The 24,078-nt window shown below is 45.5% G+C and carries 26 protein-coding genes; 11 read left to right on the top strand and 15 right to left on the bottom strand.

What is annotated here, in order from left to right:
- Positions 1-51 precede the first annotated feature (51 nt).
- Entirely contained in the window at positions 52-888 is an 837-nt protein-coding gene (locus F4V51_RS23970; RefSeq protein WP_153979896.1) for a MetQ/NlpA family ABC transporter substrate-binding protein, read from the top strand.
- A gap of 82 nt (positions 889-970) precedes the next feature.
- Here F4V51_RS23970 and F4V51_RS23965 read toward each other — a convergent pair whose 3' ends face one another.
- Positions 971-1,978: a DUF2167 domain-containing protein gene (locus tag F4V51_RS23965; RefSeq protein WP_153979895.1), complete on the bottom strand. Its 1,008-nt coding sequence runs from the start codon at positions 1,976-1,978 to the stop codon at positions 971-973.
- Positions 1,979-2,299: 321 nt separating this feature from the next.
- On the opposite strand from F4V51_RS23965, the gene F4V51_RS23960 reads away from it, so the two are divergent.
- Positions 2,300-3,082 (top strand): SDR family oxidoreductase, encoded by a 783-nt coding sequence (locus tag F4V51_RS23960; protein WP_153979894.1) that lies wholly within the window; start codon positions 2,300-2,302, stop codon positions 3,080-3,082.
- 75 nt (positions 3,083-3,157) lie between these two features.
- Here the strand turns inward: F4V51_RS23960 and F4V51_RS23955 are convergent, their stop codons facing one another.
- Positions 3,158-3,403 (bottom strand): NifU family protein, encoded by a 246-nt coding sequence (locus F4V51_RS23955; protein ID WP_062324083.1) that lies wholly within the window; start codon positions 3,401-3,403, stop codon positions 3,158-3,160.
- Between the two features lie 80 nt (positions 3,404-3,483).
- Between F4V51_RS23955 and F4V51_RS23950 the strand changes: the two genes are divergently transcribed.
- Positions 3,484-3,738 carry a YuzB family protein gene (locus tag F4V51_RS23950; RefSeq protein ID WP_153979893.1) on the top strand — a complete coding sequence of 85 codons (255 nt, stop codon included), beginning with the start codon at positions 3,484-3,486 and terminating at the stop codon, positions 3,736-3,738.
- Here the strand turns inward: F4V51_RS23950 and F4V51_RS23945 are convergent.
- Both F4V51_RS23945 and mqnE read right to left on the bottom strand, forming a co-directional pair.
- The gene (locus tag F4V51_RS23945) at positions 3,735-4,796 is read right to left on the bottom strand and encodes an NAD(P)/FAD-dependent oxidoreductase (RefSeq protein ID WP_095292109.1); all 1,062 of its coding nucleotides are present in this window, start codon (positions 4,794-4,796) and stop codon (positions 3,735-3,737) included. The genes F4V51_RS23950 and F4V51_RS23945 overlap by 4 nt on opposite strands.
- A 216-nt stretch (positions 4,797-5,012) precedes the next feature.
- Positions 5,013-6,119 carry an aminofutalosine synthase MqnE gene (gene mqnE / locus F4V51_RS23940; protein WP_153979892.1) on the bottom strand — a complete coding sequence of 369 codons (1,107 nt, stop codon included), beginning with the start codon at positions 6,117-6,119 and terminating at the stop codon, positions 5,013-5,015.
- A 472-nt stretch (positions 6,120-6,591) separates the two neighbouring features.
- Between mqnE and F4V51_RS23935 the strand changes: the two genes are divergently transcribed.
- The 3 genes from F4V51_RS23935 (at position 6,592) to F4V51_RS23925 (ending at position 9,193) form a co-directional block, all read left to right on the top strand.
- A complete protein-coding gene (locus F4V51_RS23935) occupies positions 6,592-6,948 on the top strand; it encodes a HesB/IscA family protein (RefSeq protein ID WP_095292107.1) in 357 nt (118 codons plus the stop codon).
- Positions 6,949-7,174: 226 nt separating this feature from the next.
- Entirely contained in the window at positions 7,175-8,287 is a 1,113-nt protein-coding gene (locus F4V51_RS23930) for an acyltransferase family protein (RefSeq protein WP_162009986.1), read from the top strand.
- A gap of 264 nt (positions 8,288-8,551) precedes the next feature.
- Positions 8,552-9,193, top strand: coding sequence for an NAD(P)-dependent oxidoreductase (locus F4V51_RS23925; RefSeq protein WP_153980842.1), 642 nt, complete (start codon positions 8,552-8,554; stop codon positions 9,191-9,193).
- A 135-nt stretch (positions 9,194-9,328) separates the two neighbouring features.
- Here F4V51_RS23925 and F4V51_RS23920 read toward each other — a convergent pair whose 3' ends face one another.
- The 4 genes from F4V51_RS23920 to F4V51_RS23905 form a co-directional block, all read right to left on the bottom strand.
- On the bottom strand, positions 9,329-9,823 hold the full coding sequence (locus tag F4V51_RS23920; protein ID WP_153979890.1) for a hypothetical protein: 495 nt from the start codon (positions 9,821-9,823) through the stop codon (positions 9,329-9,331).
- 147 nt (positions 9,824-9,970) lie between these two features.
- Positions 9,971-10,951 (bottom strand): glycoside hydrolase family 53 protein, encoded by a 981-nt coding sequence (locus F4V51_RS23915; RefSeq protein ID WP_397332805.1) that lies wholly within the window; start codon positions 10,949-10,951, stop codon positions 9,971-9,973.
- A gap of 294 nt (positions 10,952-11,245) precedes the next feature.
- Positions 11,246-12,283 (bottom strand): acyltransferase family protein, encoded by a 1,038-nt coding sequence (locus F4V51_RS23910; RefSeq protein ID WP_153979888.1) that lies wholly within the window; start codon positions 12,281-12,283, stop codon positions 11,246-11,248.
- 488 nt (positions 12,284-12,771) lie between these two features.
- Positions 12,772-12,999, bottom strand: coding sequence for a hypothetical protein (locus F4V51_RS23905; RefSeq protein WP_153979887.1), 228 nt, complete (start codon positions 12,997-12,999; stop codon positions 12,772-12,774).
- A gap of 249 nt (positions 13,000-13,248) precedes the next feature.
- Here F4V51_RS23905 and ppk1 point away from each other — a divergent pair, with 249 nt between their 5' ends.
- Entirely contained in the window at positions 13,249-15,330 is a 2,082-nt protein-coding gene (gene ppk1, locus F4V51_RS23900) for a polyphosphate kinase 1 (RefSeq protein ID WP_153979886.1), read from the top strand.
- On the opposite strand, the gene F4V51_RS23895 is transcribed toward ppk1, so the two are convergent.
- Together F4V51_RS23895 and F4V51_RS23890 are read right to left on the bottom strand one after the other, a co-directional pair.
- Positions 15,290-16,816 carry a Ppx/GppA phosphatase family protein gene (locus F4V51_RS23895; protein WP_153979885.1) on the bottom strand — a complete coding sequence of 509 codons (1,527 nt, stop codon included), beginning with the start codon at positions 16,814-16,816 and terminating at the stop codon, positions 15,290-15,292. The two genes, ppk1 and F4V51_RS23895, sit on opposite strands and share 41 nt — an antisense overlap.
- Before the next feature lie 25 nt (positions 16,817-16,841).
- Positions 16,842-17,096, bottom strand: coding sequence for a hypothetical protein (locus tag F4V51_RS23890; RefSeq protein ID WP_095292088.1), 255 nt, complete (start codon positions 17,094-17,096; stop codon positions 16,842-16,844).
- 236 nt (positions 17,097-17,332) lie between these two features.
- Between F4V51_RS23890 and F4V51_RS23885 the strand changes: the two genes are divergently transcribed.
- A complete protein-coding gene (locus F4V51_RS23885) occupies positions 17,333-17,992 on the top strand; it encodes a YheC/YheD family protein (RefSeq protein ID WP_153979884.1) in 660 nt (219 codons plus the stop codon).
- 354 nt (positions 17,993-18,346) lie between these two features.
- A complete protein-coding gene (locus tag F4V51_RS23880) occupies positions 18,347-18,490 on the top strand; it encodes a sporulation histidine kinase inhibitor Sda (protein ID WP_017692430.1) in 144 nt (47 codons plus the stop codon).
- Positions 18,491-18,511: 21 nt separating this feature from the next.
- Here the strand turns inward: F4V51_RS23880 and F4V51_RS23875 are convergent, their stop codons facing one another.
- Both F4V51_RS23875 and F4V51_RS23870 read right to left on the bottom strand, forming a co-directional pair.
- Complete coding sequence (locus F4V51_RS23875) at positions 18,512-18,763, bottom strand: hypothetical protein (protein WP_153979883.1); 252 nt, start codon at positions 18,761-18,763, stop codon at positions 18,512-18,514.
- A gap of 74 nt (positions 18,764-18,837) precedes the next feature.
- The gene (locus tag F4V51_RS23870; RefSeq protein WP_236146841.1) at positions 18,838-19,812 is read right to left on the bottom strand and encodes an NAD(P)/FAD-dependent oxidoreductase; all 975 of its coding nucleotides are present in this window, start codon (positions 19,810-19,812) and stop codon (positions 18,838-18,840) included.
- Between the two features lie 555 nt (positions 19,813-20,367).
- Between F4V51_RS23870 and F4V51_RS23865 the strand changes: the two genes are divergently transcribed.
- Together F4V51_RS23865 and F4V51_RS23860 are read left to right on the top strand one after the other, a co-directional pair.
- A complete protein-coding gene (locus F4V51_RS23865) occupies positions 20,368-21,561 on the top strand; it encodes an NAD(P)/FAD-dependent oxidoreductase (protein ID WP_095361277.1) in 1,194 nt (397 codons plus the stop codon).
- Positions 21,558-21,815, top strand: coding sequence for a hypothetical protein (locus F4V51_RS23860; protein ID WP_095292082.1), 258 nt, complete (start codon positions 21,558-21,560; stop codon positions 21,813-21,815). Before F4V51_RS23865 ends, F4V51_RS23860 begins: the two co-directional genes overlap by 4 nt.
- 97 nt (positions 21,816-21,912) lie before the next feature.
- Here the strand turns inward: F4V51_RS23860 and F4V51_RS23855 are convergent, their stop codons facing one another.
- The 3 genes from F4V51_RS23855 to hemQ form a co-directional block, all read right to left on the bottom strand.
- On the bottom strand, positions 21,913-22,749 hold the full coding sequence (locus tag F4V51_RS23855) for an IS3 family transposase (RefSeq protein WP_236146636.1): 837 nt from the start codon (positions 22,747-22,749) through the stop codon (positions 21,913-21,915).
- Positions 22,737-23,063 carry a transposase gene (locus tag F4V51_RS23850; protein ID WP_236146635.1) on the bottom strand — a complete coding sequence of 109 codons (327 nt, stop codon included), beginning with the start codon at positions 23,061-23,063 and terminating at the stop codon, positions 22,737-22,739. Before F4V51_RS23850 ends, F4V51_RS23855 begins: the two co-directional genes overlap by 13 nt.
- Before the next feature lie 116 nt (positions 23,064-23,179).
- Positions 23,180-23,926, bottom strand: coding sequence for a hydrogen peroxide-dependent heme synthase (hemQ, locus tag F4V51_RS23845; protein ID WP_153979880.1), 747 nt, complete (start codon positions 23,924-23,926; stop codon positions 23,180-23,182).
- Positions 23,927-24,078: the final 152 nt, after the last annotated feature.

Below are 24,078 nucleotides of genomic sequence, written 5' to 3'. Positions count from 1 at the left end.
AATGAATGCAAAGATGCAACAAAAAAATTTATTGGAGAAGGGGTTTTACTCATGAAAAAATGGTCTTTTGCACTGCTAAGCTTGATGCTGATTGCGGTACTGGCTGCATGCGGAAACAACAAGGATTCCGACAGTGGCGCAGATAATGAGGCAGGTGCACCGCGTACGGTGGAACTGAAAGTGGGAGCTTCTCCTACACCTCATGCTGAAATCCTGGAGAGCATCAAACCTGAGCTGGAAGCTCAAGGCATTCGTTTGCAGGTTGTAACATTCAACGACTATGTTCAACCAAATCAACAGCTTGCCGATAAACAACTGGATGCAAACTTTTTCCAACACCAGCCGTACCTGGACACAGAAAACAAAGAACGTGGTTTTAACCTCGTTTCGGTAACGCCTGTTCATGTTGAGCCTTTTGCTGGATACTCCAAAAAGATCAAATCTTTGGATGAACTCCAAGACGGCGCCAAAGTAGCCATTCCTAATGACCCATCAAACGGTGGTCGTGCACTTCTGCTGCTTGCAAAAGAAGGAATCATTACGCTGAAAGACAATACCAATATTGCATCCACCATTCAGGATATTACAGCTAATCCGAAAAACCTGGATATTATTGAGCTCGATGCAGCCATGATGCCTCGTCAGCTGGATGAAGCCGATCTGGTATTCATCAATGCCAACTATGCCCTTGAAGCTAACTTGAATCCGGAGAAGGATTCCTTGCTTATCGAGGATCTGCAAGGCAACCCTTACGCAAACATTCTCGTTGCCCGTGAAGACAACAAGGATGCAGATGCGATCAAGAAGCTGGCTGCTGCCCTGAATTCCGAAGCAGTTAAAACCTTCATCAAGGAACGTTATCAAGGTGCAGTTGAACCTGCATTCTAAATAGTTCTGTATTTTCATACTAAAAAGCATGTTAAAAGCCCCGCAATCTATCAAAGATTGCGGGGCTTTTATGTGCAAAACGTTATGAATGTCTATTAGGATCATGCTCTGAATTTCGATCAGATGTTGTACCTGTTTGCCTCGGGGACTCTTGTCCAGCGGCATGTTGCTGATAGGATTCCTCTATAGGTGATATGATATCCCGTTCGTTTGAATGGGAATCAGACTTATTTTTTCTTCCTGTCAGTTTTCGGCGTAACCAACTGAATGCGCCAACAATAGCAGCGACGATCACGAACCAACCCTTTTTGAGCAGAAGCAGCAGACCGACTTTCTTTGCCACGGCTACTCCAGCGCCTCCCAAAATAAGTCCAGTCAAACCAAGCTCCGATTTTTTATCTACAGATGCATTAAATTCTTCGTATTTGTACCCCTTATTTACGGTAAGGTTGCTGAGTACACTATCTTCGAATTGCTGGCGATTTTGTTCAAAATTCGCGCTGTCTGTTACCAGGATAACTCCGATATATCCTTCACGCGTCAGGACATTAACATTGTAATTCACAAGCTCTTCCTGCTGGGCATCCTTAAGGCCGAGGGAATACAGCAGTTGATGTGTATTATTGTCGTACGCAGGTTCGATATCCCATCCGGTGACAAATAGCTGATTGTCCGGAGTGGTTTTCTCATTCTGATCTTCAGTACCTCGTTTGTAGCTATCCAGAAGTTCGTCGGCATCCAGATCATCTTGATCACCGTCGTCGATATGTCCGGTATTATTATATTCAAACACGACATACCAGTTCGATTGTTCTCCAGCTCCATATATACTACCGATTTCAGTACCGTTTGGGAAAGAGTCACTGTCTTCCATAAAACGCTTGGTGTTGGAAGCGTCAAGATAAGTTAGATTTTCGGCAACTTGTAGTGTGGCCTTATCATCCAGGGAAACAGACGCTGGTCCATCAATCCATTCGTAATCTTGTGAGTTGCCATCATTGCTGCTTTCTGCGAATGCTTGTGGAGTAAAGGGGAGATGGAGCGCAGTTACGAGAAACATTGTCAAAAGTGCAGGTAACCATCTTTTCATTATGCTATTCCTTTCGAATGCATCATATAACGTGGAAATTACATGATTATATGTATTATGTCGTTATCATCATAAGAAAATAATGACTTATCGACATTACCATATGCGGTTACCACTGACAAGGTATTTATGGTGAATAAGGGTTATTTTTACTTCTTAGGACCTAGTCCAGTTCATTTTGGTAATTTTAAAATTAAGTATATAGTCCTCAATTTACACTTTTTTGCACATGGAACAGATTGGCGGGGTGTTGCAAGTTGTGAGGGGATGATAAATCTTTTATACTGGATGAGTGACTGCTCTTTGAAGAGGGGGATGGACGTGAAGGGGAAGATTGCCCTCATAACGGGAAGTGCCAAAGGTCTTGGAAAAATGACGGCCCTCCGTCTGGCAGATCAGGGATGCCATATTGCCTTGAATTACGTGCACAGCCGTATCGAAGCTGAAGCACTTCAGGCCCAGATCACAGCAAAAGGTGTACAGTGCATCGCCATTCAAGCAGACATTTCCAAAACGGAAGACATCGCCAAGTTGGTAGAACAGGTTGAAGTCGAGCTGGGCAGTATTGATATACTGGTGAATAATGCGGGACCTTTCGTTCGCGAACGAAGATTGTTTGCAGACTATACCGAGGCCGAGATTCAAATGTTGGTACAGGGGAACCTGCTGGGCCCCATGCTTCTCGACCAACGCGTGCTTCCGGAGATGCGACGCAAAAAGTGGGGCCGAATTATTCATTTTGGTTTCAGTCATGCGGGAGAGGCACGATCCTGGCCTCATCGTGCAGTTTACGCTGCTGCGAAGGTAGGTCTGGTATCCTTTACGAAGACGCTTGCTGTGGAGGAGGCTCCTTACGGCATTACGGTGAATATGGTGTGTCCCGGTGATATCCGGGGGGCCAATAAGGAAAAAACGATTGATGAATTAGCTGGCATAACCGATCAGGAGACGCCGAGAGGCCGTCCTGGGAGCGGTGAAGATATTGCTCGGGTGATTACGTATTTGTGCCTGGATCACTCCGATTTTATTACAGGCAACATTATGGATGTTTCGGGCGGGCTCGATCCTATACGTCCAACCATCCAGCGTGAAGAGGGACATTAGAGAAACGCACAAAAAAAGAGCCCTCCGCTTCGATTGAAGCGAAAGGCTCTTGAGGTTTATTTCGTGAAGGATTGATTAGAATACTTGTACGACTTCTTCGACACCGTCAACTTCTTCAAGAAGGGCGCGTTCAATCCCGGCTTTTAAGGTAATGGTGGAGCTTGGGCAGCTGCCGCAGGCACCGACCAGTTTCAGCTTAACGATGCCGTCCTCCACGTCGACCAGTTCCACGTCACCGCCATCGCGTTGCAGGAACGGACGAAGTTTGTCAAGCACGTCAGATACCTCATCATACATGGTGCTTTGTGCGTTTTCGCTCATATTTTTCAACTCCTTTCCTCTATATATTATATTACAATTGGCCGTAAATTAAAATGGTCAAACAAAGCAGGTGAACCTACATGAGACCGATTATTGAATTTTGTGCCAACAATATGCATTTTGGCACAGATGAAGTCATGGAGCAACTCGAAGAGAATCCAGACTATGACGTGATAGAATACGGCTGCCTCAGCAACTGTGGCCAATGTTATATGACTCCTTTTGCACTGGTCAACGGTGAAGTTGTCATCACGGACAAAGTGGAAGATCTATATGACGCCATTTTGGCCAAAATTGCCGAAGCCGATGCCTGGGATGAGCTGGATCTCGACTAACCGAGATGACGCTTGGACATCCAGAGCACGCCGCTTTTCAAGATACGAGGTACACGTCCCATCATGGACGTTTTGCCCATTAGCCCAAACCCAGCCTTCTTGCCGAGTGCACCTAGCGTGCCGCGGAGCTTGAGCGGCTGCGGGTTGGGCTTTTCGCCTTTCCAGAGGGCATGCTGAATATGAGCGATCTGTTCACCCTGTACTTCTGCAGCCTGACCACTTGGTGCATAAGGTACACTGGCACAGTCACCGACCACATAAACATCTGTGTATTCAGGAATTTGGTAATATTCATTCAGTACAACCCGGCCCTGAGGGTCTTTTGTAACGTCGAGATCCTGCACGACTTTAACGGGCTGAATGCCGGCAGTCCATACTACAGCATCCGTCAGGATTTCTTCATCCCGGTTATAGATAGCGTTCCCTTCAAGACGAGAGATGGCGACATGTCCGCGTGTCTCTACCTGATGTTCGTTAAACCATTCATGCACGTAAGCGGACAACCGCTGCGGGAATGCGGATAATACGCGCTCACCACGGTCCAGAATACTAATGTTGAGATCTGGTCTGCTCTCTCTCAGTTCAGCAGCCATCTCGACACCGCTCAAGCCACCGCCAACAATATGCACATGTCCGTAAGCTTTCACTTCGTTCAGACGGAGATAGGTTTCCCGCGTTTTGCTAAAACTTTGAATGGTACAGCTGTATTCTTCAGCTCCCGGAGTATTGTGGAAACGGTCTGTACAGCCAAGTCCGATGACAAGCTTGTCATACTCCAAAGGATCCTGGCCTTCAAATTCAATCTGACGCTGTTCCAGATCAATCGAAGTGACTTCTCCATAACGGTAAGTGACTTTCTCATGGACTGGAAATTGGATGCGCAGGTCATAGTCCGATACGGTACCTGCTGCGAGTGCGTAATATTCGGTCTTCAATCCCTGAAATGGGCTTCGGTCCACCAACACAATTTGTGTATCTGACGGTATTTTGCCTTCCAGAAGTTCCTTGATGATCGTGAGGCCGCCATAGCCGCCCCCGAGAATGACGAAATTTTTCATGACTCGGCTTCCTTTCTGCATCAGTCCCGTATGATCGGGGCTGTAACCTGTGGAGCAGCTATGCTTTCACATAGCTGCTCCTTTTGTTTTATTGTAATTATTATATCGAAAATTGTGGAGTCTAAAATTAGAGGTATTATACCCACTTGATGCATCGATTCGAGTGGTCGTTCTCCTGTTATGGATGAAAGAGGTTATCGAGACGATGCAGCAGGTTTATTCGTATACTTGGATTTCGTTGTAGAAGGTGTCGCGTTCAACAGGAATGCGACCAGCGCCCTTAATCAGCCATATGAGCTCTTTGCGGGTGAGGCCTTCAGGCGTCAAGGCTCCTGCGGCATGACTAATCCGTTCGCGAACGATGGTGCCGTGTGCATCCGAAGCACCGAATCCAAGGGCGACTTGAGCCAGCTGTGGGCCGATATTGATGAAGTATGCTTTAATGTGGTCAATGTTATCCAGCATGAGGCGGCTAATCGCAATGGTTTTAAGATCCTCGTACGCCGAGTTACGGCGCATAATGCTGGCATTTTTGCTCTTAGGCTGCATGGAAAGTGGAATAAATACCATAAAACCGTTGGTTTCATCCTGCAGTTCGCGAATTTGTGCCATGTGGTTAACGCGATCCTCGTAAGATTCAATCGATCCATACAGCATTGTAGTATGCGTACGCATGCCCAAATTATGAGCGGTACGATGTACCTCAAGGTAGCGATCCACGTTTGCTTTGTCGACACGCATTTTTTTGCGGTACTCATCGGACAGAATCTCTGCTCCGCCGCCCGTCAGTGATTTCAGGCCTGCTTTTTGCAGTTCCTGCAGCACTTCCTTAATGCTGAGTCCGCTGATGCGAGTGAAGAAATCAATCTCTGCCGCCGTATAAGCTTTCAATGTTACATTCGGATATTTTTCGTTTAAAGCACGCAGGGAATCGACATAATATTGAAAAGGCACATGGTTATTATGTCCGCCTACAATGTGGAACTCACGTACGCCCGGGTGTATATGCTGCTCTACGTACTCGATCATTTCCTCTCCAGACAACGTGTAGGAACCTTCTTCGCCCTGGTCTTTGCGGAAGTTACAGAAAGCGCAGTGTGCTTCGCAAACGTTAGTGAAGTAAAGACTCATGTTTTCGATAAAATACACTTTCTTGCCGTTCTTGCGCAGGTTGGCCTCATTGGCCAGTTGGCCGAGAGTCAGCAAATCATCCGTTTGATACAGATAGACGCCGTCTTCTACGCTCAGCCTTACGCCGTTCTGCACTTTCTCAACGATTTCCGCCATTCTTTTGTCTGTGAATGGTGTTACCAATGTAGACATTTGGTTTCCTCCTGTTCTTAACCGGATTTGAGTTAAATGTAGGTCTTGTTTACAGAACTACATAAAAAAGATGCGGTCATCTGCCGCCTCTTTAGAGGACTAACCCTCCATTACCCGGTGCAGCATATGCTGCATGTGTAAAGCTGAATTTTTCTTTAAGTTTTTGGCCGAATGGTTGTAAAATCTAAAAGTGAGTCTGATGACTCTATATGCATTGGGGACTGCGTGGCAGTCTCGAAATGTGAAAAAAATTACAACTCCATATATGATCATCGTTTGAATAAGTCATGACAAAATATCGACATTTCAGAGCGATCACCTATCCATTATAAACCTCGTGTCCCGGGGGTTCAATACACTGGCAAGAAAAAGGAGCCAGGACAGACACAGAATAGGGATAAACATGGCTTGAGCCTCTTGACGGGGTGGAGTATAATTTAAGAAGAGTTAACGAAAAGGAGAGTGACCTGGCATGATTAGCATCAGCGAAACAGCTGCCGAGCGATTGAAAGAGATGCTTTCACAGCAAGAGACACCTGACATGTTCCTGCGTCTGGGCGTTGCACCGGGAGGTTGTACCGGATTTTCGTACGCCATGGGCTTTGATGATAAAGAATCCGATGAGGATATTTATATGGATATTCACGATATGAAGGTTGTAGTCGAGAAAGAAAACCTGAAATATCTGAATGGTCTTGAAATTGATTTTGAAGAGTCCGGTATGTCCGGCGGCTTCACCATCCATAATCCGAATGCGGTTGCGACTTGCGGCTGCGGATCTTCTTTCCGTACGAGAGAAGAAGCTGGGGTACCGGATAAGGATTGTTAGGACTTCAACCGTTCGGCGTTACTTTTTAAACATAAAATGAACTATTGAAATCAGGCCTCTATAGCGTGATAGTCTCGACTAATACGTTGTAGGGGTCTTTTTGTCATGTTCTCTGAGTTCTCGCAAAAGTTCAGACTTTAGAAAATAACAAAAAATTCAATATTTACTAAATCAATTCATAAGTGATACAATTTGTATCAAATTGAAACGGAAGGGGAATTTTGCATTGAAAAAAGAACTGGTCCCTGAAGTTATTTGGCTTAGGTGTCTTGCCTGTCTCACTGTTGTCGCCATCCATTGTATTAATATGACCTTTACAAACTATGAGGGAGTACTTTCTAACCCATCCGTAACGTCCCTAGAGGTAGTAAAACTTGCTCTCTTGTTTGGGACACCCACGTTTGTTTTTATTTCTGAATTTCTTTTGGCGAAATCATATCCTAATCACATTCCTAATCAATTCCTATGGAAACGTGTTAGGTACATCCTGATTCCCTACATAACGATGGCAGTGGTTTACGCATTATATAGTTTAAGCAGATCAGGGGACTTAACAACTATAGCCTTGCTTGTTAAAATTGTTAGAAACATTGTTGCAGCAGATTATATCGCCTACTTCATTATTGTTATTTTTCAATTCTATGTCCTGCACATCATATTTACGAAGTATTTCCAAAAGATATCACCGAAGCTCATGATTTTTCTGTGCTTAGTGGTTAATCTAATTTACCTCGGCTTCTTCAATTTTGTCCCCCCGCTTTTCTTAATCCCTGGTGCGGAGTATTTATGGAACCGTTTCTACTGGATACCTTTCCCTGGATGGTTATTTTATTTCTCGGTAGCTTACTATGGTGGTAAAAATCATACTGCTTTTCGGGAATTCCTGGCTCGATACATCAAATGGTTCGTTTTATCCTCAATTGTCAGTTTCCTTGTCATATTGAGTTTTCGTTTTTCAGATTTGTTACCTGAAGGGAACTCCAAGCGAATAGACATGTTGTTGTATACGATAAGCGTAATCTTTGTTGCCTTTTATCTTACATCCAAAATAAAACAGATACCTTGGATTATTGATCTGGTAAGCAGGTATTCCTTTGGTATCTACTTATTACATTTGATATTCGTGCAGAACTTTAGCGAGATTTTCGATGGGCTGAGTCCATGGATTAATATACCTTTAACTTTTGTTTTGAGTATTGGGGTATCCATATTGCTCACTTTTGTGCTTCATAAATTGAAGATTGGAAATTATTTTGTGGGTAAGATAGGGGTCAGGTTTAGTACGAAAACAAAAAATATACAGAATGAAAATTGGGTTGAGAAGGAAGTGAAGGTTTGAGGTAATCCTGACATCCCTGACAGTTGTTAAACACCATGGTTCCATAAATTGGAGTGAACGTAATAAAGGAAGATTAAAGACCCGTGCCAAGACTAATCATAGAAATGAAAATAAATAATGCGCAGTTTTCAGTTGGGAGGTGCCTCTGGAGCTGCGTATTATTATGTTTTAATCACCAGAGAGGAATAGTTGACAAAGTTAGTTGTAACTAATATAGTTACAATATAAGTTATCCCACAAAACAAACTTAAAGGAGAGATGATGATGAAAATCGGAATTATTGGCGCAACAGGCAAAGCAGGCAATCTGATCCTGAAAGAAGCAGCGAGCAGAGGCCATGAAGTAACTGCAATTGTACGTAACGCATCCAAGGTGGAAGACAAAAGCCTGAACGTGTTGGAGAAGGATGTATTTGATCTTACTTCGCAGGATGCCCAAGCGTTTGATGTTATCGTGAATGCATTCGGCGCACCTGCTGGAAAAGAACATCTGCATGTGGAAGTGGGACAGGCTCTGATCAACATCCTGAAAGATGCTCCTCAAACTCGCCTGATCGTGATAGGCGGGGCTGGCAGTCTGTTCACCGATGAGACGCACTCCCTGCGTGTCGTTGATGCGCCAGGGTTCCCTGATGCATACAAACCAACAGCGACAAACCAAGGAAAAAATCTGCAGGACCTGCAAGCATCCTCCGGAATTCAATGGACATTCCTTAGCCCGGCAAGCTTCTTCAATCCCGAAGGTGCACGCACTGGAAAATATCAAACGGGTAAAGATCACATCATTCTGAACAGTGAAGGCAAAAGTTATATCAGCTATGCAGATTATGCCATTGCCTTGGTGGACGAAATTGAGAATGCAAAACACAAAAACGAACGCTTTACTGTCGTAGGCGAAGCGAAGTAACCCTGTTTAGCCATAAAACTAAAACGGACGCCGATCATTTCAATAGATCAGCGTCCGTTTCATTTAAAATAGAGTTAGGGATGTAGTTAATGCTGCAAAAGAATTAAGTATACGTTTTACCGAATTTTCAGTGGATTAGGTGATATCTGGGGACTCCGCAATGCTCACTGTATCCATACCATCAGCACCATCAGCACCATCAACGGCATCGATGACACCCACAGCAAGAGTAGTCACTGCGGCCGCCGCCAGAAGATGCTTGGCGCCAAGCTTCACTCGGTCCATATCTTCTTCTTTCATGCCTACGACAACATCCTTGCCGCCGTTATATACATATTTGGCTGAAACTGCAACGCCCTTTGCCGTATTGGTCACGGCATCTCCCAAATCGGCAAGTCCTGCCTCGACCGCAGCATCATCTTTTCGAATTGCACCGCTGGCCAGATCATATGTACCACTTGCCAATTGACCTACCGTTTTCCCCGTGTTAATCGTAGCTTTCTCTACGCCGTTGCCAACCTCCTTAACGAAGGAGCTGCCTGCGATCTCACCGATAACCCTAACGCTGCCACCAAGTACTTTTCCGGTAACTTCCCCTGCGAACTGCCCTAATCCTTTTAAAAAGCTCATCCCTAAACCTCCTCTAGAAACGATAAGTTCTCTTGTAGCTTATTATATTCGTATGCATGCCAAAAAACCAACGGTGACAGCCCAGGCATCGTAAAAAAAGGCACTGCCCCACGGAGGTCAGTGCCTTTTTTGCATACTCGACCGGGTCTAGTCGATAAATCCTTCCATGACCACTGTCGGCATCATATTGGATTGCCAAGCGCCTTTGCCGTAACCACCGTTATACCCTGGAGTAGCTTGCGGCTCCCAGTAAAATACGCCTTTTCCTTTGCCGTTTGGCAGGTTGCGGATTTGATTTTTCATGGCGGCCACGAAGCTTTTGCCTGCAGCAGCCTGGTTGTTGTCCATGCCGATCTCGGAGATGATGATTTCTTTGCCGTAGCGATTGATCAGGTCTTTCGCATTGTTCACCGTGTTCGTCACCGCTGTGTTCCAGCCGGAGGCTGAAGGATAGAGGGACATGGCGATCATATCGAAGTTAGCCCCATTATTGATTAACCCACCAATATTCCATACATACAGTGCGTTATCGTCTCCACCTGCCAGATGCACGATTGTTTTGGTTCCAGTGCTCATGGACTTAACGGCATTATGGCCTGTGTTCACCAGCCAAGCGTAATTTTTCATGTTCGTGGAAGCTTTGCCATCCTCCCATAACATGCCGTTGCTGGTTTCGTTTCCGATCTGCACCCAGTCAGGCGTTACCCCTTTGCTCTGCATGGCCGTCATCACGTCACGTGTATGATTCCATACCGCATCCATCAGCTGTTGGAAGGTGTAATTTTTCCAGGCAGCCGGTTTGGTTTGTTGACCAGGGTCAGCCCAAGAATCACTGTAGTGTAAAGTCAACATGACGCTCATGCCCGCATTCTTGGCCCGCTGTGCCAAAGCTGCCGCGCGATCCTTATTCATATATCCGTTGCCATAATCATTGGACGGATTAACGAACACTCGAATACGAACGGAATTGATCTGATAATCATTTTTCAAAATATCAATAATGTCACGCTGTACACCATTTTTGTCCTTCCACTTGTAACCTTGCGCTTCCATGCCCGGTACCCAGCTGATATCTGCCCCTTTGGCGAAGCTGGGAGCTGCGCTGGCATGCTGACCTGCAGGCAGCATAATCGAAGTGAACAGCAAAATGAGAACAAGGACAATTGAAGTTTTGTAACCCCTTACAAATCTGGCCATTAAAATATTCCTCCCTGAATATTAGAATGAGTTGCAATCTAATTATAGGCGGGAGAACTGTGCCGCTACAGGGTTCATTTCCAATATTTTGGTTGTTTTTTAAACCACTCCTTGATGGATTTATCAGTAATATGCATGGGGGCTGCCCCCGCATGGGGACAGCCTCTTGATATGTTCTGTAAGAACCTAAGTAAGCATGGTTGTTCAAAAGCAGCAGCTTCTGCTTCAGCTAACCGGAGTTGTCTGTGGGGCTGGAGTGGGTACATGAGGTGTAACAGGACGTTTTTTGCGTTTGAGATAACGATTGGTAAAGCGATTTTCTATGACTTCATAAGAAATATGAGAGATTAAGGTTGCGATAATCAGACCAGCCACAAATGTGATGGTTAACGATACATAATCAGGCAGATTGAAGCGTGCCATTACACGCTGGAAGGGAAATAGGGCAAAGGGATGCAGGAGATAAAAGCTGTAGCTTATCGTTCCGAAGTACTGGAAAAAGCGAGTACTCAACAGATTCGATAAAACCCCATGTTCCTTGATGATCAGATAGAAGAAATACACGCCGAAGATGATGGAAAAATAAATATCCCCGAAGTATGTAGCCAGATAAATTATGATTAAGGCTAAGAGTGAGTGCAGCTTGGAGGGGAGAAAATTAAACCTTTCACTAGCGTAATAGGCCAGAACTCCTGTGAGAAAGAACAGTGCTCGCGGCATGCGAATGACGACAGCCAAGGTGATGGCAAGACCCAGTATGATTAAAAACCACTTCATGTATTTATTGTTTAGGGGTCTGAGCGATACGAAGAAAATGACGCTGACCAGGTAAAAAGCAAATTCATAACTGAGTGTTCTTGCATTACGAACAGCTTCTTCAAGTGGAAAAACACCTGGAAGCATGAACAATCCATAAATGAAATTCAGAATGTATTCCGAAGCCGTCAAGTTGGCCAACCAATCAAATTGAATTACAGGCCCTGCCACAAACATAATAACCAGCAAGGGGAGGTACACAGGATAGATTCGTATGATGCGATTATAGACAAACTGTCCAATCTTCCCGTGTTTCACTAAACTTTGCACAATAAGATAACCACTAATCATGAAGAAAACATCAACACCGATTTCTGCCAAGACCAAGGTAGCGTGCTCGTTTATGGTAAGGTAACCGCCGTTAATCGACATGGATATAACATGTCCGACAAAAACCATTAGAGCACATAATCCACGCAGTCCGTGAATTGTATGGTTCTTACTCACGTCTACACCATCTCCAATTTATAAAATGATTATTTGTCTATTGAGGCAAGCGTATCGTGTATGTATTCACAACCCACCTTTCGTTACAGCCTTTGAAATAAAACCAAGGTTAACAGCCAGTGTGCTCCGATTTATGATACAAAATGTATCATTGTGTTATTTGAATCATAACACTTGATAAATTAATTGACAATAAGTTAAGAAAAATTTGAAAATTTCATTTTCTTTTCATTTCATTCTATTCAATCTTACCCAAAAAAGGACAAATAAAAAAAGCCGTCCGAAGACGGCTTTTCTACCCGTGGCGCTTATTAAAACCTTGATCCGTATCCCGCGCCTCCACCAGTCTCATTTAATTTGAGCTAGTGGATCGGGTAAGGGACACGTTCAACATGTGATTAGAAATGTTGACGCACCTCCTTTCCTTGTGGCAAGAGTATACAACACATGGTTTCGGAAAGCTAGTCTTTTTTTCATATTAATGCAAATTATTTTTCGGTCTGGAACATCGTAATATCTCGTGCATAATGACTCTTCGTTCCGTTCTCGTTACGAATACGCACGCTGTCTTCGCTGATCCGCTCCACAATCCCGCGACCCACTTCGCAATACACACCAGCCGGGTCTTCTTGCCATGCCGTTACGACACATTGGGACAGGGCGGCGGTGAAAAATTCTATATTTTTTTGTAACGTTCTAGGTTTATTTGATTTCATTATATACTCCTTTAATAACGACGTATTTGGAAGAAGAACAGCAACCGGACCAAATCGCACTGTACCTCACTTTACTCTGTCTATTGCACTTTGTAAAGGGATGGAAAAAGTTATCGTCATGAGGTATCATTTACATAAATTTTACACTGCTTTTACACTGCGATGACGCTTGTATCCAATCACGGATAGTACAATTAAAGTAGGACCAACTAAACAAGGATTGATATGCAACACATTCGGAGGCCATACATGCATAGAGATATTAAAACAGGCAACTATGTTAACCGTGACTTAAGCTGGGTTGAATTTAATCGGCGTGTGCTTCAGGAGGCGCAGGATTCTACCACACCTCTATTGGAACGGTTGAGATTTCTCGGAATTGTAGCCAGTAATCTGGACGAGTTCATGAGTGTAAGGGTAGCAGAGACAAAAGAGAAAATTAAAGCAGGATTTACCCAAAAGGACTTTTCAGGATACACCCCGTCCGGTTTATATCGGAGATTAATCAAACGAACAGGTGCCATGGTGGCTGAGCAATATAAAACGTATCGGGAATTGATTCGCCTGCTCGCCAAAAAGGGAGTTGTTCTACAAGAGTATAACGAGCTTAATGGAACACAGCAACGGGCAATGGATCAATATTTTCATGATATTATTTTCCCTGTATTGACACCCATGGCCGTGGATCAGAGCCGACCATTTCCGTTGGTGCATAATAAATCGGTCTATCTCGCCGTGATGCTTCAGAAGGAAGAGGAGCAGGAGGATGAGCCGTTTTTTGCAATTGTTCAGGTCCCCTCGAATCTGCCGCGTGTCGTTCCCGTACCTCTGCGTGCAAACAGCAAAAAGAAAACATTCATATTAATAGAAGATTTGATAAAACATCATACACATACCCTGTTTAGCGGATATATTCCGCTGGCTGTGCAGGAATTCAGGCTGACCCGTAACGCGGACCTCTCCATTAATGAAGAGGAAGCGGAGGATTTGCTGGAAGCCATCGAGAAGGAATTGCGTCGTCGTCGCCGGGGAGCTCCCGTCCGGCTGGAAGTGCGTAAGGATTTTCGTTCAGATGCACTGCTTGAATTGCAGGAGGAATTCGAGATTCAGGATCCGGTATATGAAATTGATGGTCCGCTGGATCTGAGTTTCCTGGCTGGATTTGTAGACAGCATCGAAGGCTTCTCTCATTTGAAATATAGCCCGGTTCAGCCGGTGTATCCACCGGAATTTTTACCGAGGGAGAGCCATTTTGAACTGCTGCGCAAACGGGACGTTCTCGTTCATCATCCATATGAATCGTTTGAACCCGTCACAGATTTTGTCCTTGAGGCATCGGAAGATCCACGAGTCATGGCGATCAAGATGACATTGTACCGGGTCAACGGGGATTCACGTCTCATTCCGGCTCTGGCTCATGCAGCAGAGAGCGGCAAACAAGTGACCGTTGTGGTGGAGTTGAAGGCACGCTTTGATGAAGAACGCAACATTGCGTGGGCGCGCAAGCTGGAAAAGGCAGGCTGTCACGTTGTATATGGTTTGGTTGGTTTGAAGACCCATGCAAAAATCATTCTTGTTGTGCGCAGGGAACAGAATGGCTTAAGACGCTATGTGCACGTTGGAACAGGCAACTATAACGAAAGTACGGCGAAGGTCTACACTGACGTAGGACTGTTCACCTCCAATCCGATCATTGGTGAAGATGCATCGGAACTCTTTAATGAAATAACCGGTTATTCGGGACCGAAGGCCATGCAGGCATTCCGCGTTGCTCCCGATGGCATGAAGGATGAACTGTTTTCACTCATACGGAGGGAGACAGAGCATGCGCTTAAGGGGAAACGGGCTCGCATTATTGCCAAAATCAACTCGTTATCTCACCAGGATATGATTGATGAGTTATATGTTGCATCCCAGGCTGGTGTACAGATCGATTTAATTGTCCGCGGGGTGTGCTGCCTTCGCCCAGGTGTAGAGGGACTCAGTGAAAATATTCGGGTGATCAGCATCGTGGATCGATTTTTGGAGCACTCTCGCCTGTTTTACTTTGAGAACAGCGGGAACCCGGATGTATATATCTCCAGCGCAGACTGGATGACCCGGAATCTGAAACGAAGAATTGAGCTGATGTGCCCGGTATTTGATCCGTCACTCAAGAAGATGCTTGTCGACATCCTGAATCTGTCCCTGAATGACAATGTGAAGGCAAGGGAATTGATGCCTGGCGGCAATTATGTTTTTGTGGAAAACGAAAAGCCCCCGCTGAGAAGTCAGACGGAGGCAATGGGCATTATTCCTTGGAAGCCTGCAGAGTGGAGTATGTCAACTTAACGTCCCATGCTTCTTCCAGATCCTTGGCGGCCTCTTCCAGGCCATGCATTTCCAGTAACGGCTCGGCTGAGCAGATTAGTTTGATCTGCAGCGAGCCGTTTTCTTTGGTTACACGTATCGCAGAGATTCGCTCCGAACGATGAATGGCCTCGGCTATGCGCAAGATGGAGCCCAATCGGTGAGCGTGCCGTTCATCCGAATCCTTCAGAATGTCCCGGTGCTTATTCAGCAGCTGGGGCGTTCTTTTTTTGGGATGATAGTCGGCTGCAATAGCTGTCAGCACGGTCTCCCGGTGGGAAAGTCCGTATATGCCCGCATTCATAATCCAATACGCCGAGTGCTGGGGATAACGGAAATAATTGATCTGTTTTCCTGCCCCATAAAGCATGCAGGCGGTATACAGGATTCTTGAATCTGCTGGTTTGGGTGTGTCCCCATCCAATGCCTCATAGATCACCGTTGCATCCTGATGGATTCGTTTCAGCTTCTTCTCGGGAACTGGCGGGCCAAAATGAATGAAGTTGCGGATGCTGTCCTCCAGTGCAGTAGGAGAGGCTGGCCGGTGCGGGGCCATCAGATCACGCAAAATTCCGTCACGCAATCCTGCTCCACTTACGACATAACGATCTCCCTGAAGAATGTCGAAGACCGTTCTGAGAATCAGAACACCAGGCACAATGATGTCAGCACGATCCTTCGCCAGACCAGGCACCTTTTTACGCTGACCTGAAGTGAGATAAGGCAGTGATTTGGCCAGGTTCTCCATGGCTGAAGCACTGATCTCGTAGTGGTGGGTTACGGGTAACGAGTATTGTGTTCTTTTTTGCTCAATTTTGGCCAGAGTACGCATGGTACCTCCAAGACCGATGAGCGGAAGACCTGGATGCTGACGGACCCACTCCTGATCTTTCAGTGCCTGAATGACATCATTGCACAGCGCAGCAACATTTGCTTCAGACCAGGAATCCTCCCCGCCATACCTGGCATGCGAGTTTACGGCGCCAATGGGCAGAGAAATACTGTGAAGTCTTTTGCGATCCCGGAATACGGTTACCTCCGTACTGCCGCCACCGATATCCACGACATAGCCATCCTGCAGATCAATGGACTGAATAACCCCAAGAAAGCCGTAATACGCTTCCTGATCTCCGGAGGCACATTCAATCTCAAGTCCGGTCTCCTCTTCAAGCCAGCCTATGATTTGAGCAGCGTTGCGAGCATTGCGAATGGCAGCTGTAGCTGCAGCGCGAATGACTTTTGTTTGGAATGCGTCACAAGTAGCCTTGAACTGCTGCAAGACGGTGATGGCTTGTTCCAGCGAGTGAGGCAGGATCTGCCCATCCTCTTCAACCACGTTGCTGAGTCGCGCAGCATATTTATCTTCATGAATAATCCGGTAGGCTCCTTCATGATCCAGTTCGTAAATGACGAGACGAATGGAGTTGGAGCCAATATCGATAATGCCGAGAGTTCCTTTTGAGTTCATATGCATCTCCTTCTAGACAGGTATTCTACCCGAGTTGCAGCAGCGCAGCCATGGCTTCCGGTGAACCTGGAGGGGTGGAGGAGAAGGGCGTGGTCAGCATTACCACAATAATAAAGACAATGAAACAGGCAAACAGTATGCAGCTTACGGCAAAACCGCGATTGCGTTTCTTCATAAACAGCCGAATACCTGTAACAAAAAGAAGTACTGTGACGGCGACCAGGACAATGGACATTGCGAAATAGGCTACGCCATACAGTGATTTGAAAAATGCTTCCATATTTTTTGAACGCTCCTTAGATCCTCATATTTAAGCCTTTCCATTACATTCCTTAGTAGCATACGACAGATTGATGCGTTTGAAAAGTGAACCAGGCGTGTGTGCCTTTCTATAAACAAGCCTATAGACACTTCTTACGGAAAAGGGGCAACCGCCTTGGACAGACATCCAAGAGGGGACGGCTTCTGTTGAGTATGTATATGGAAGGACCATTGTTCAGGAAAGGAGATTAACCCATGTCAAGACAGCTTGCAAGCAAATGGCTGAAGACGGCAGCGCTATTGAAATATCCGGTAGCTGCTGTCCATATCCCGCAGACGATGGCATTTAATTCTAGAAATCTGCTGCACATGCTCAGCCGTTATGGAATGGTGTATATCAAACCTGTAGTCGGTGGCGGAGGTTATGGTGTTATCAGGGTATCCACGAGCGGAGGGAACTACCGCTATACGCATATGAAAGTTACACGTACATTTACCAACTATGGCCAGATGTATCGATCGCTGGTACGGATTAAAGTCAGACGGAGATACCTGATCCAACAGGGAATTCATTTGGCAACGATACAAGGCAGGCCTGTGGATTACAGGGTAAAAGTCGTCAAAACCGAGCGAGGCTGGGTTTTCCGTTCCATGGTAGGGCGTTTGGCTCGTCCCGGTTTGTGTGTAACCAATCTGAGCAAAGGCGGGACGATGCTGCAGGGCAGAAGGGCCCTTGGTTTATCCCTCCCTCATATATCTACCAGACACAAACGTCGAGAGATGCGTTCATTGACGTTGACATGCACTCAGATTATGGAAAGGCAGTTTCCAGGTGTAGGTCAACTCGGGTTCGATTATGGGCTCGATCACTCCGGGAAGATATGGATTTTGGAAGTGAACACCAGACCCCAATAAAAATAGTGGAAAAATATAAAAAAAACCAAGATTACGCCGATAAATATTATAGAGAAAATATTTTTGGAAAACGTTTGAAATGAAAATAAAATGGGTAATTTACACGGAAACGTCTTAAAACTATGAGTTGAAGCTAAAAAAAAATTTCTAGCATTCGTTCTAATAGAAACGTTACGATCCTGTGCATAAGTAATGTCCACATTATCCACGTTGCTTAATCAACATTTTTACCATTTATCAACAACCTATGCACAGGATTTCCACAAAACCTTGTGGATAACAGAACGCTTGTTCTCTTTATAAATCTCTGATATGATAGTTTTGAGGAAAAAAAAGGAAAGGTTGTGGCGGGAAATGGCTATGTTATCCGATGAGATGTTATTGGATTCCTACCATAAGGCGATTGAGCTTAATCTCGAGAGAGATTTCATCGCACTGCTATTGGCAGAAATCCATAAGCGCAAACTGGGTACCGACGTATCTGCCATTCTTCACTAGAGATCCTCATTGCAGGCAATGTTACAGGTTTCCGGACATGTCCCATTGTGCTACAGACCAGAGGGTGCTTGTATGACAATGGTGACAGTACAACATATGCATGCAACCGTTTTCGTTTCCGTCTTCCTCTATCATGGAAGTCTGTAACGAATAGGGGCTGTACGGTCCGGTGTAATCTTCCAATTTGCCGCATTCTGACAGTCCCTGAAGGCAGTGGGGACAAGCCTGCTCCGGTACAACCAGACCGTTACACAGCGGGCATATATAAGACAAGGGTATCCCTCCTGATATTGAATGTTCAGGAGTAAGATACCCTTTTTTGTACCTTTTATGTGATTCGCTTAAAACTATCGTTTCATGTTACTGCTGTGTCCTGGGGACAACTTCGCATCCGGGTCGAAGTATACCTTCGCATTGTTAACAGCGGTTGGTGCTTCACCGAATCCAACAGCAATCAGCTTCAGCTTGCCTGGGTATGTTGTAATATCTCCGGCAGCAAAAATGCCTGGAATGGATGTTTCCATACGGGAGTCAACAACGATGGAGTTGCTATCAATTTCAATACCCCACTCGGCAATAGGCCCGAGCGATGATACGAATCCAAAGTTGACGATCACGGCATCGACGTCAATTTCTTGTGTTTCTTTGGTTTTGACGTGTGACAGCGTGACTTTGGTAATAGCGTCATCCCCGTGCAGCTCCGTAATCTCCGTAGGTGTAACCACGTTGACTTTGGAATTCATCAGGTTCTCCACACTGTGCTCATGTGCACGGAATTTGTCACGACGGTGGATCAGGGTTACTTGTTCTGCGATTGGCTCGAGCATAAGTGCCCAGTCTACGGCAGAGTCACCGCCACCACTGATGAGTACTTTTTTGCCAGCAAAGGCGTTCAGATCACTGATGAAGTAATGCAGGTTCGATTTTTCGAACTTGGCTGCACCTTCAAGTTCCAGGCGACGTGGTTCGAAGGCACCAATACCGGCAGTAATGATTACGGCTTTGGCATGATATTCGTTCACATCGGTTTTGACGATGAAATGACGCTCGTCCAGTTTTTCAACGGATACGACTTTTTCCTCCAGACGAATATTCGGGTTAAAGTGGCTCATCTGCTCAATCAGGTTGTTTACCAATTCCTGAGCCGTCACTTTGGGGAACCCTGCAACGTCATAAATATATTTTTCAGGATACAGCGCAGCCAATTGTCCACCAAGCTGTGGCATGCTTTCAACCAGAGTAACGGATGCCTGACGCATCCCTCCGTAAAATGCGGCAAACAGACCCGCAGGGCCGCCACCAATAATAAGTAAATCGGTCATGTCATGACCGGCAGTTTGTGCAGTCAAGAATCAACAACACCTTTCTTATTTTAATAGGTAGTTAACAGAAATAATGTAGCCGGATACCTCATGTAGCCAGCGTTTGTTGCTGAACTGTCTTTCTCATTATAAACGGTGTAAACTGGGTTGCAAAGTTGGTAACCGGACTAACATGGGAACAATTGATGAAGATCAGGTGAGAATAGGATGAAATTGGAAATGAAAGGTTATGAAAAATAACAAAAAAAACCTTGATATTTACCAGAAATACAGATATTCTTGACCTGTACTATGTGTTTTTTTGTCTAAATAAAAGCCAATTTGTAAAACCAAGACAAGACCTGTAATTTGTTGATTCTTGTGTATAATTTCACAACTTTAATTGGACATGTACATACAAAATATTCAAATAAATTCGTGAAGTTAACATTTGTCGTCATATGGATAAGACCTCATCCATATTTTGTAGTAAGTACAGCTGAAGTATGCTACCCGAATGAAGATAAAAATGTTGTAAAAGTAGATGATGTGAGTGAAACCGGAAGGGGTTAAGACATGAGCAGCATTCCCAAAATCGTCATTCTCGGCGCGGGCTATGGCGGGATTTTAACAGCCCAGCGGCTGCAGAAGGAATTAAATTATAATGAAGCCGACGTCACATTGGTGAATCGGCATGATTATCACTATATTACAACACACCTACATATGCCAGCAGCCGGTACGGATTCGATTGAGCATGCGAGGGTGCCGATTTCCAAGCTGATTGATGAATTCAAGATTGATTTGGTCAAGTCGTCGGTGAAGGAAATTCGTCTTCAGGACCGTAAGGTCATTTTGGAAGATGGAACGTTATCCTACGACTACCTGATTATTGGACTTGGCGGTGAACCGGAAACCTTCGGTATTCCAGGCATGCTGGATCATGCCATGACCATTCGCAGCATCAACTCGGTACGACTCATTCGTGAGCATATCGAATATCAGTTTGCCATGTACAAAAACGATAATAAACGTAACCGCATACGCTTTGTAGTGGGCGGGGCAGGTTTTAGCGGAGTTGAGTTTGTGGCGGAGCTTGCTGACCGCATTCCGCAGTTGTGCAAGGAATTCGACGTAAATCCGAAAAATGTGCATATCTACAATGTAGAGGCAGCGCCTTCAGCCCTGCCAGGCTTCGATCCGGAGCTGGTAGAGCATGCAATGAATGTGCTGAAGAAGAAAGGCGTAACCTTCAAAATTGGTGTTCCGATCAAGCAATGTTTGCCGGATGGTGTCATTGTGGGTGAAGGTGAAAAAATTGATGCTGCCACGGTGGTATGGACCGGTGGAATCCGCGGTAACGCGCTGCTTGAACAGGCTGGACTTGAAGTGATGCGCGGCCGGGTAAAAGTGGACGAATATCTGCGAGCTCCGGGACATGAGCATGTCTATGTTATTGGTGACAATTCACTCGTATTTAACGGGGAAGGACGTCCATATCCACCAACAGCCCAGATTGCCATGCAGCAAGGTGTGAACTGCGCCAAAAACGTTGTCGCTGCCATTCGCAAAAAACAGCCACAGCCCTTTGTGTTTACCAGCAAGGGAACGGTTGCTTCGCTCGGTAAAGGGGAGGCCATTGCTGTCGTTGGCGGTAAAAAATACAAGGGCTGGAAAGCTGCCCAGCTGAAGAAACTGGTGGATCTCCGGTATTTGTTCATCATCGGTGGAATACCGCTTGTGCTGAAGAAGGGGCGGTTTTTTGGATGAGACATTGCAGTGTTCAAGTTCGCGGCCTGCTTACACGTGATGAGCTGGATCGTTATAACGCCCTGATGCAGGTAGGTGGTTATCTGGAGGAGCAGAACCAGTATGACCTGGCTTATATTGTGCAAAAGGAAGTGGACATTCTTATCCTGCCTGCAATTGAGCGGTTGAAGGAAAAGGGACGGGATCGTGACCGGGCCACGGCCGAGTTTCTGGAATCGCTCAAGGCATTGGAAGAAGAAGAAGACCGGGATTAATTCGGAGTTTGAACATTTCTGAATAAAATGAATACCATAAAAAAAGCACCGGTGACGTTTGGTCAAGACCCCATTTAGTAGACATTAAAAAAAGACCCTAGGCTGCAAACTGGCGTCGGTACTCTACCGGCGTCAGTTTTTTTAGTTTCCGTTGTGGCCGTTTTCGGTTATAAAAGCGGATATATGTTTCAATTTTTCTTTGTGCTTCGGCAACTGTTCGGATATGATAAGGATAGAGTCCTTCCGTTTTGAGATGCGAGAAGAAACTCTCCATCGAGGCATTGTCATAACAATTTCCTCGCCGAGACATGCTGATTCGGGCGCCAACCTTTGGCAGCATGTCGTGGTAAGCAAGAGACGTGTACTGGAACCCTTGGTCGCTGTGAACGACCAGTCCGGTCACGTCTTTTTGCTTCGCAAACGCTTTTCTGAATGTGCGGAGCACTAGTTCATTGTCGTTGCGTTCGCCTATTTCGTAAGCCACAATTTCGTTATTAAACAGATCCTTTATGGCTGAAAGATATACCCAGCGCTCGCCCACACGATACTGGGTAATGTCCGTTACCCATTTCTGATTGGGTTTTTCTGCACTGAAGTCCCGTTTCAAGTGATTATCTGCTACGCGCTGAGCAGGTACATACGAACTGCTGAAGCGCCGTTTACGACGAATTCGAGATTGGATACCGAGCCTTTGCATGAGGCGGAGGACCTTCTTGTGGTTCATCCAAATGCCTTGATCCTGCCAAAGGAATAACTGGAGCTGTCGATAGCCATACTTGCCTTGATATCGTTGGAACGTTTGAAGCACTTGTTTCTTCGCCTTTGCATCGCGATCCAATCGTTTACGTTTTATATAGGCATAAAATCCACTCCGAGACACCCCAAACACATGGCAGAGTTTTTGGATGTCACCGTATTCGGCTACCTTTTCCATGATTTGAAATCTTTCTTGTTTGCTTCCTCCTTCCAGATGACCAAGCACTTTTTTAGCAACTCATTCTCCCGTTTCAGTTTTTGCACATAGCGTTCTTGATCCAAGTATTCTTTCCGTCGACCTCGCTGATCCAACAATCCAAACTCGCCTTGTTCCCGGTGTTTTCGCATCCAGCGCTTCATTCGTCCTGGGTCATGAATTCCCAAATGTTCATTGATCTTTCGGTAAGTCCACCCCTCAACCGTATGCAAACGGATAGCCTCTTTTTTTATCTTCTCCGAATACGTTTTATACTTTTGTCCTTTAATCGCCATAAAAAATTGCACCCCCTAGAATTTCATCGGCTAAACCTAGGGGTTTTTCCAATGTCTATTCTAAGGGGTGCACTTCAGTTCCCCTTGGGGAATATCATCGGTGCTTTTTGTTTAACTTACAGTTTCAACATGTCTTCCAGCGAACCTTCGCCCAGCAGGCTTCCCACATAGAACGAACCGAATTCGCCATAACGTGCGCTAACTTCATCAAACCGCATTTCGTAAACCAGTTTTTTGAACTGGAGTGCATCGTCTGCAAACAGGGTAACGCCCCATTCCCAATCGTCGAAACCTACGGATCCGGTAATGATCTGTTTCACTTTACCGGCATAGCTGCGACCAATCATGCCGTGGCTGCGCATCATGCTGCGGCGTTCATCCATGGACAGCATGTACCAGTTGTCGGCGAGGTCGCGTTTTTTGTTCATTGGGTAGAAGCAGATGTACTGACGCTGTGGCAGAACCGGCTTAAGACGTGCGACGATTTCCGGGTTTTGCATCGGATCTTCGCCTTCTTTGCCAAGATAGTTGCTCAGTTCCACGACGCTGACGTAGGAATACGATTTGGTCGTGTATTGGGCAAACATCGTTTTGTTGAATGCGTTCTCTACGGCCTTGAGGTCCTCAAGGGTTTCGCGTAGGTGCATCATCACGAGGTCAGCTTTTTGGCCAACTACAGTATAGACCACAGTGCTTCCTTTGGAGGAATCTTCGACTTCCTTCCATTCTTTCCAAAACTCCTGAAGCTCGTCCAGTGCTACGGCACGTTCCTCGTCATCGGCTGCTTTCCAAGCGGCCCAGTTAATCGAGCGGAAGTCATGCAGGGCATACCAGCCCTCCAGTGTTGATGCGGCTTCGTTCATTGGTTTCTGTTCCTCCTGCAGTTTATATTTCCAAATCCCATGAGGGACGGTTAAGAAAAACTATATCGTTTACATTGTATCCCAACATCAAGCACAAGGGCAAATGAAGAGAACATGAATATAGGAGGATTTATCCAGAAAGTTCGTTGCTT

The organism is Paenibacillus xylanilyticus, assembly GCF_009664365.1.
GTDB lineage: Bacteria > Bacillota > Bacilli > Paenibacillales > Paenibacillaceae > Paenibacillus > Paenibacillus xylanilyticus_A.
The sequence above is the reverse complement of the archived record's forward strand: the minus strand, read 5'-3'. Positions and strand labels throughout refer to the sequence as shown.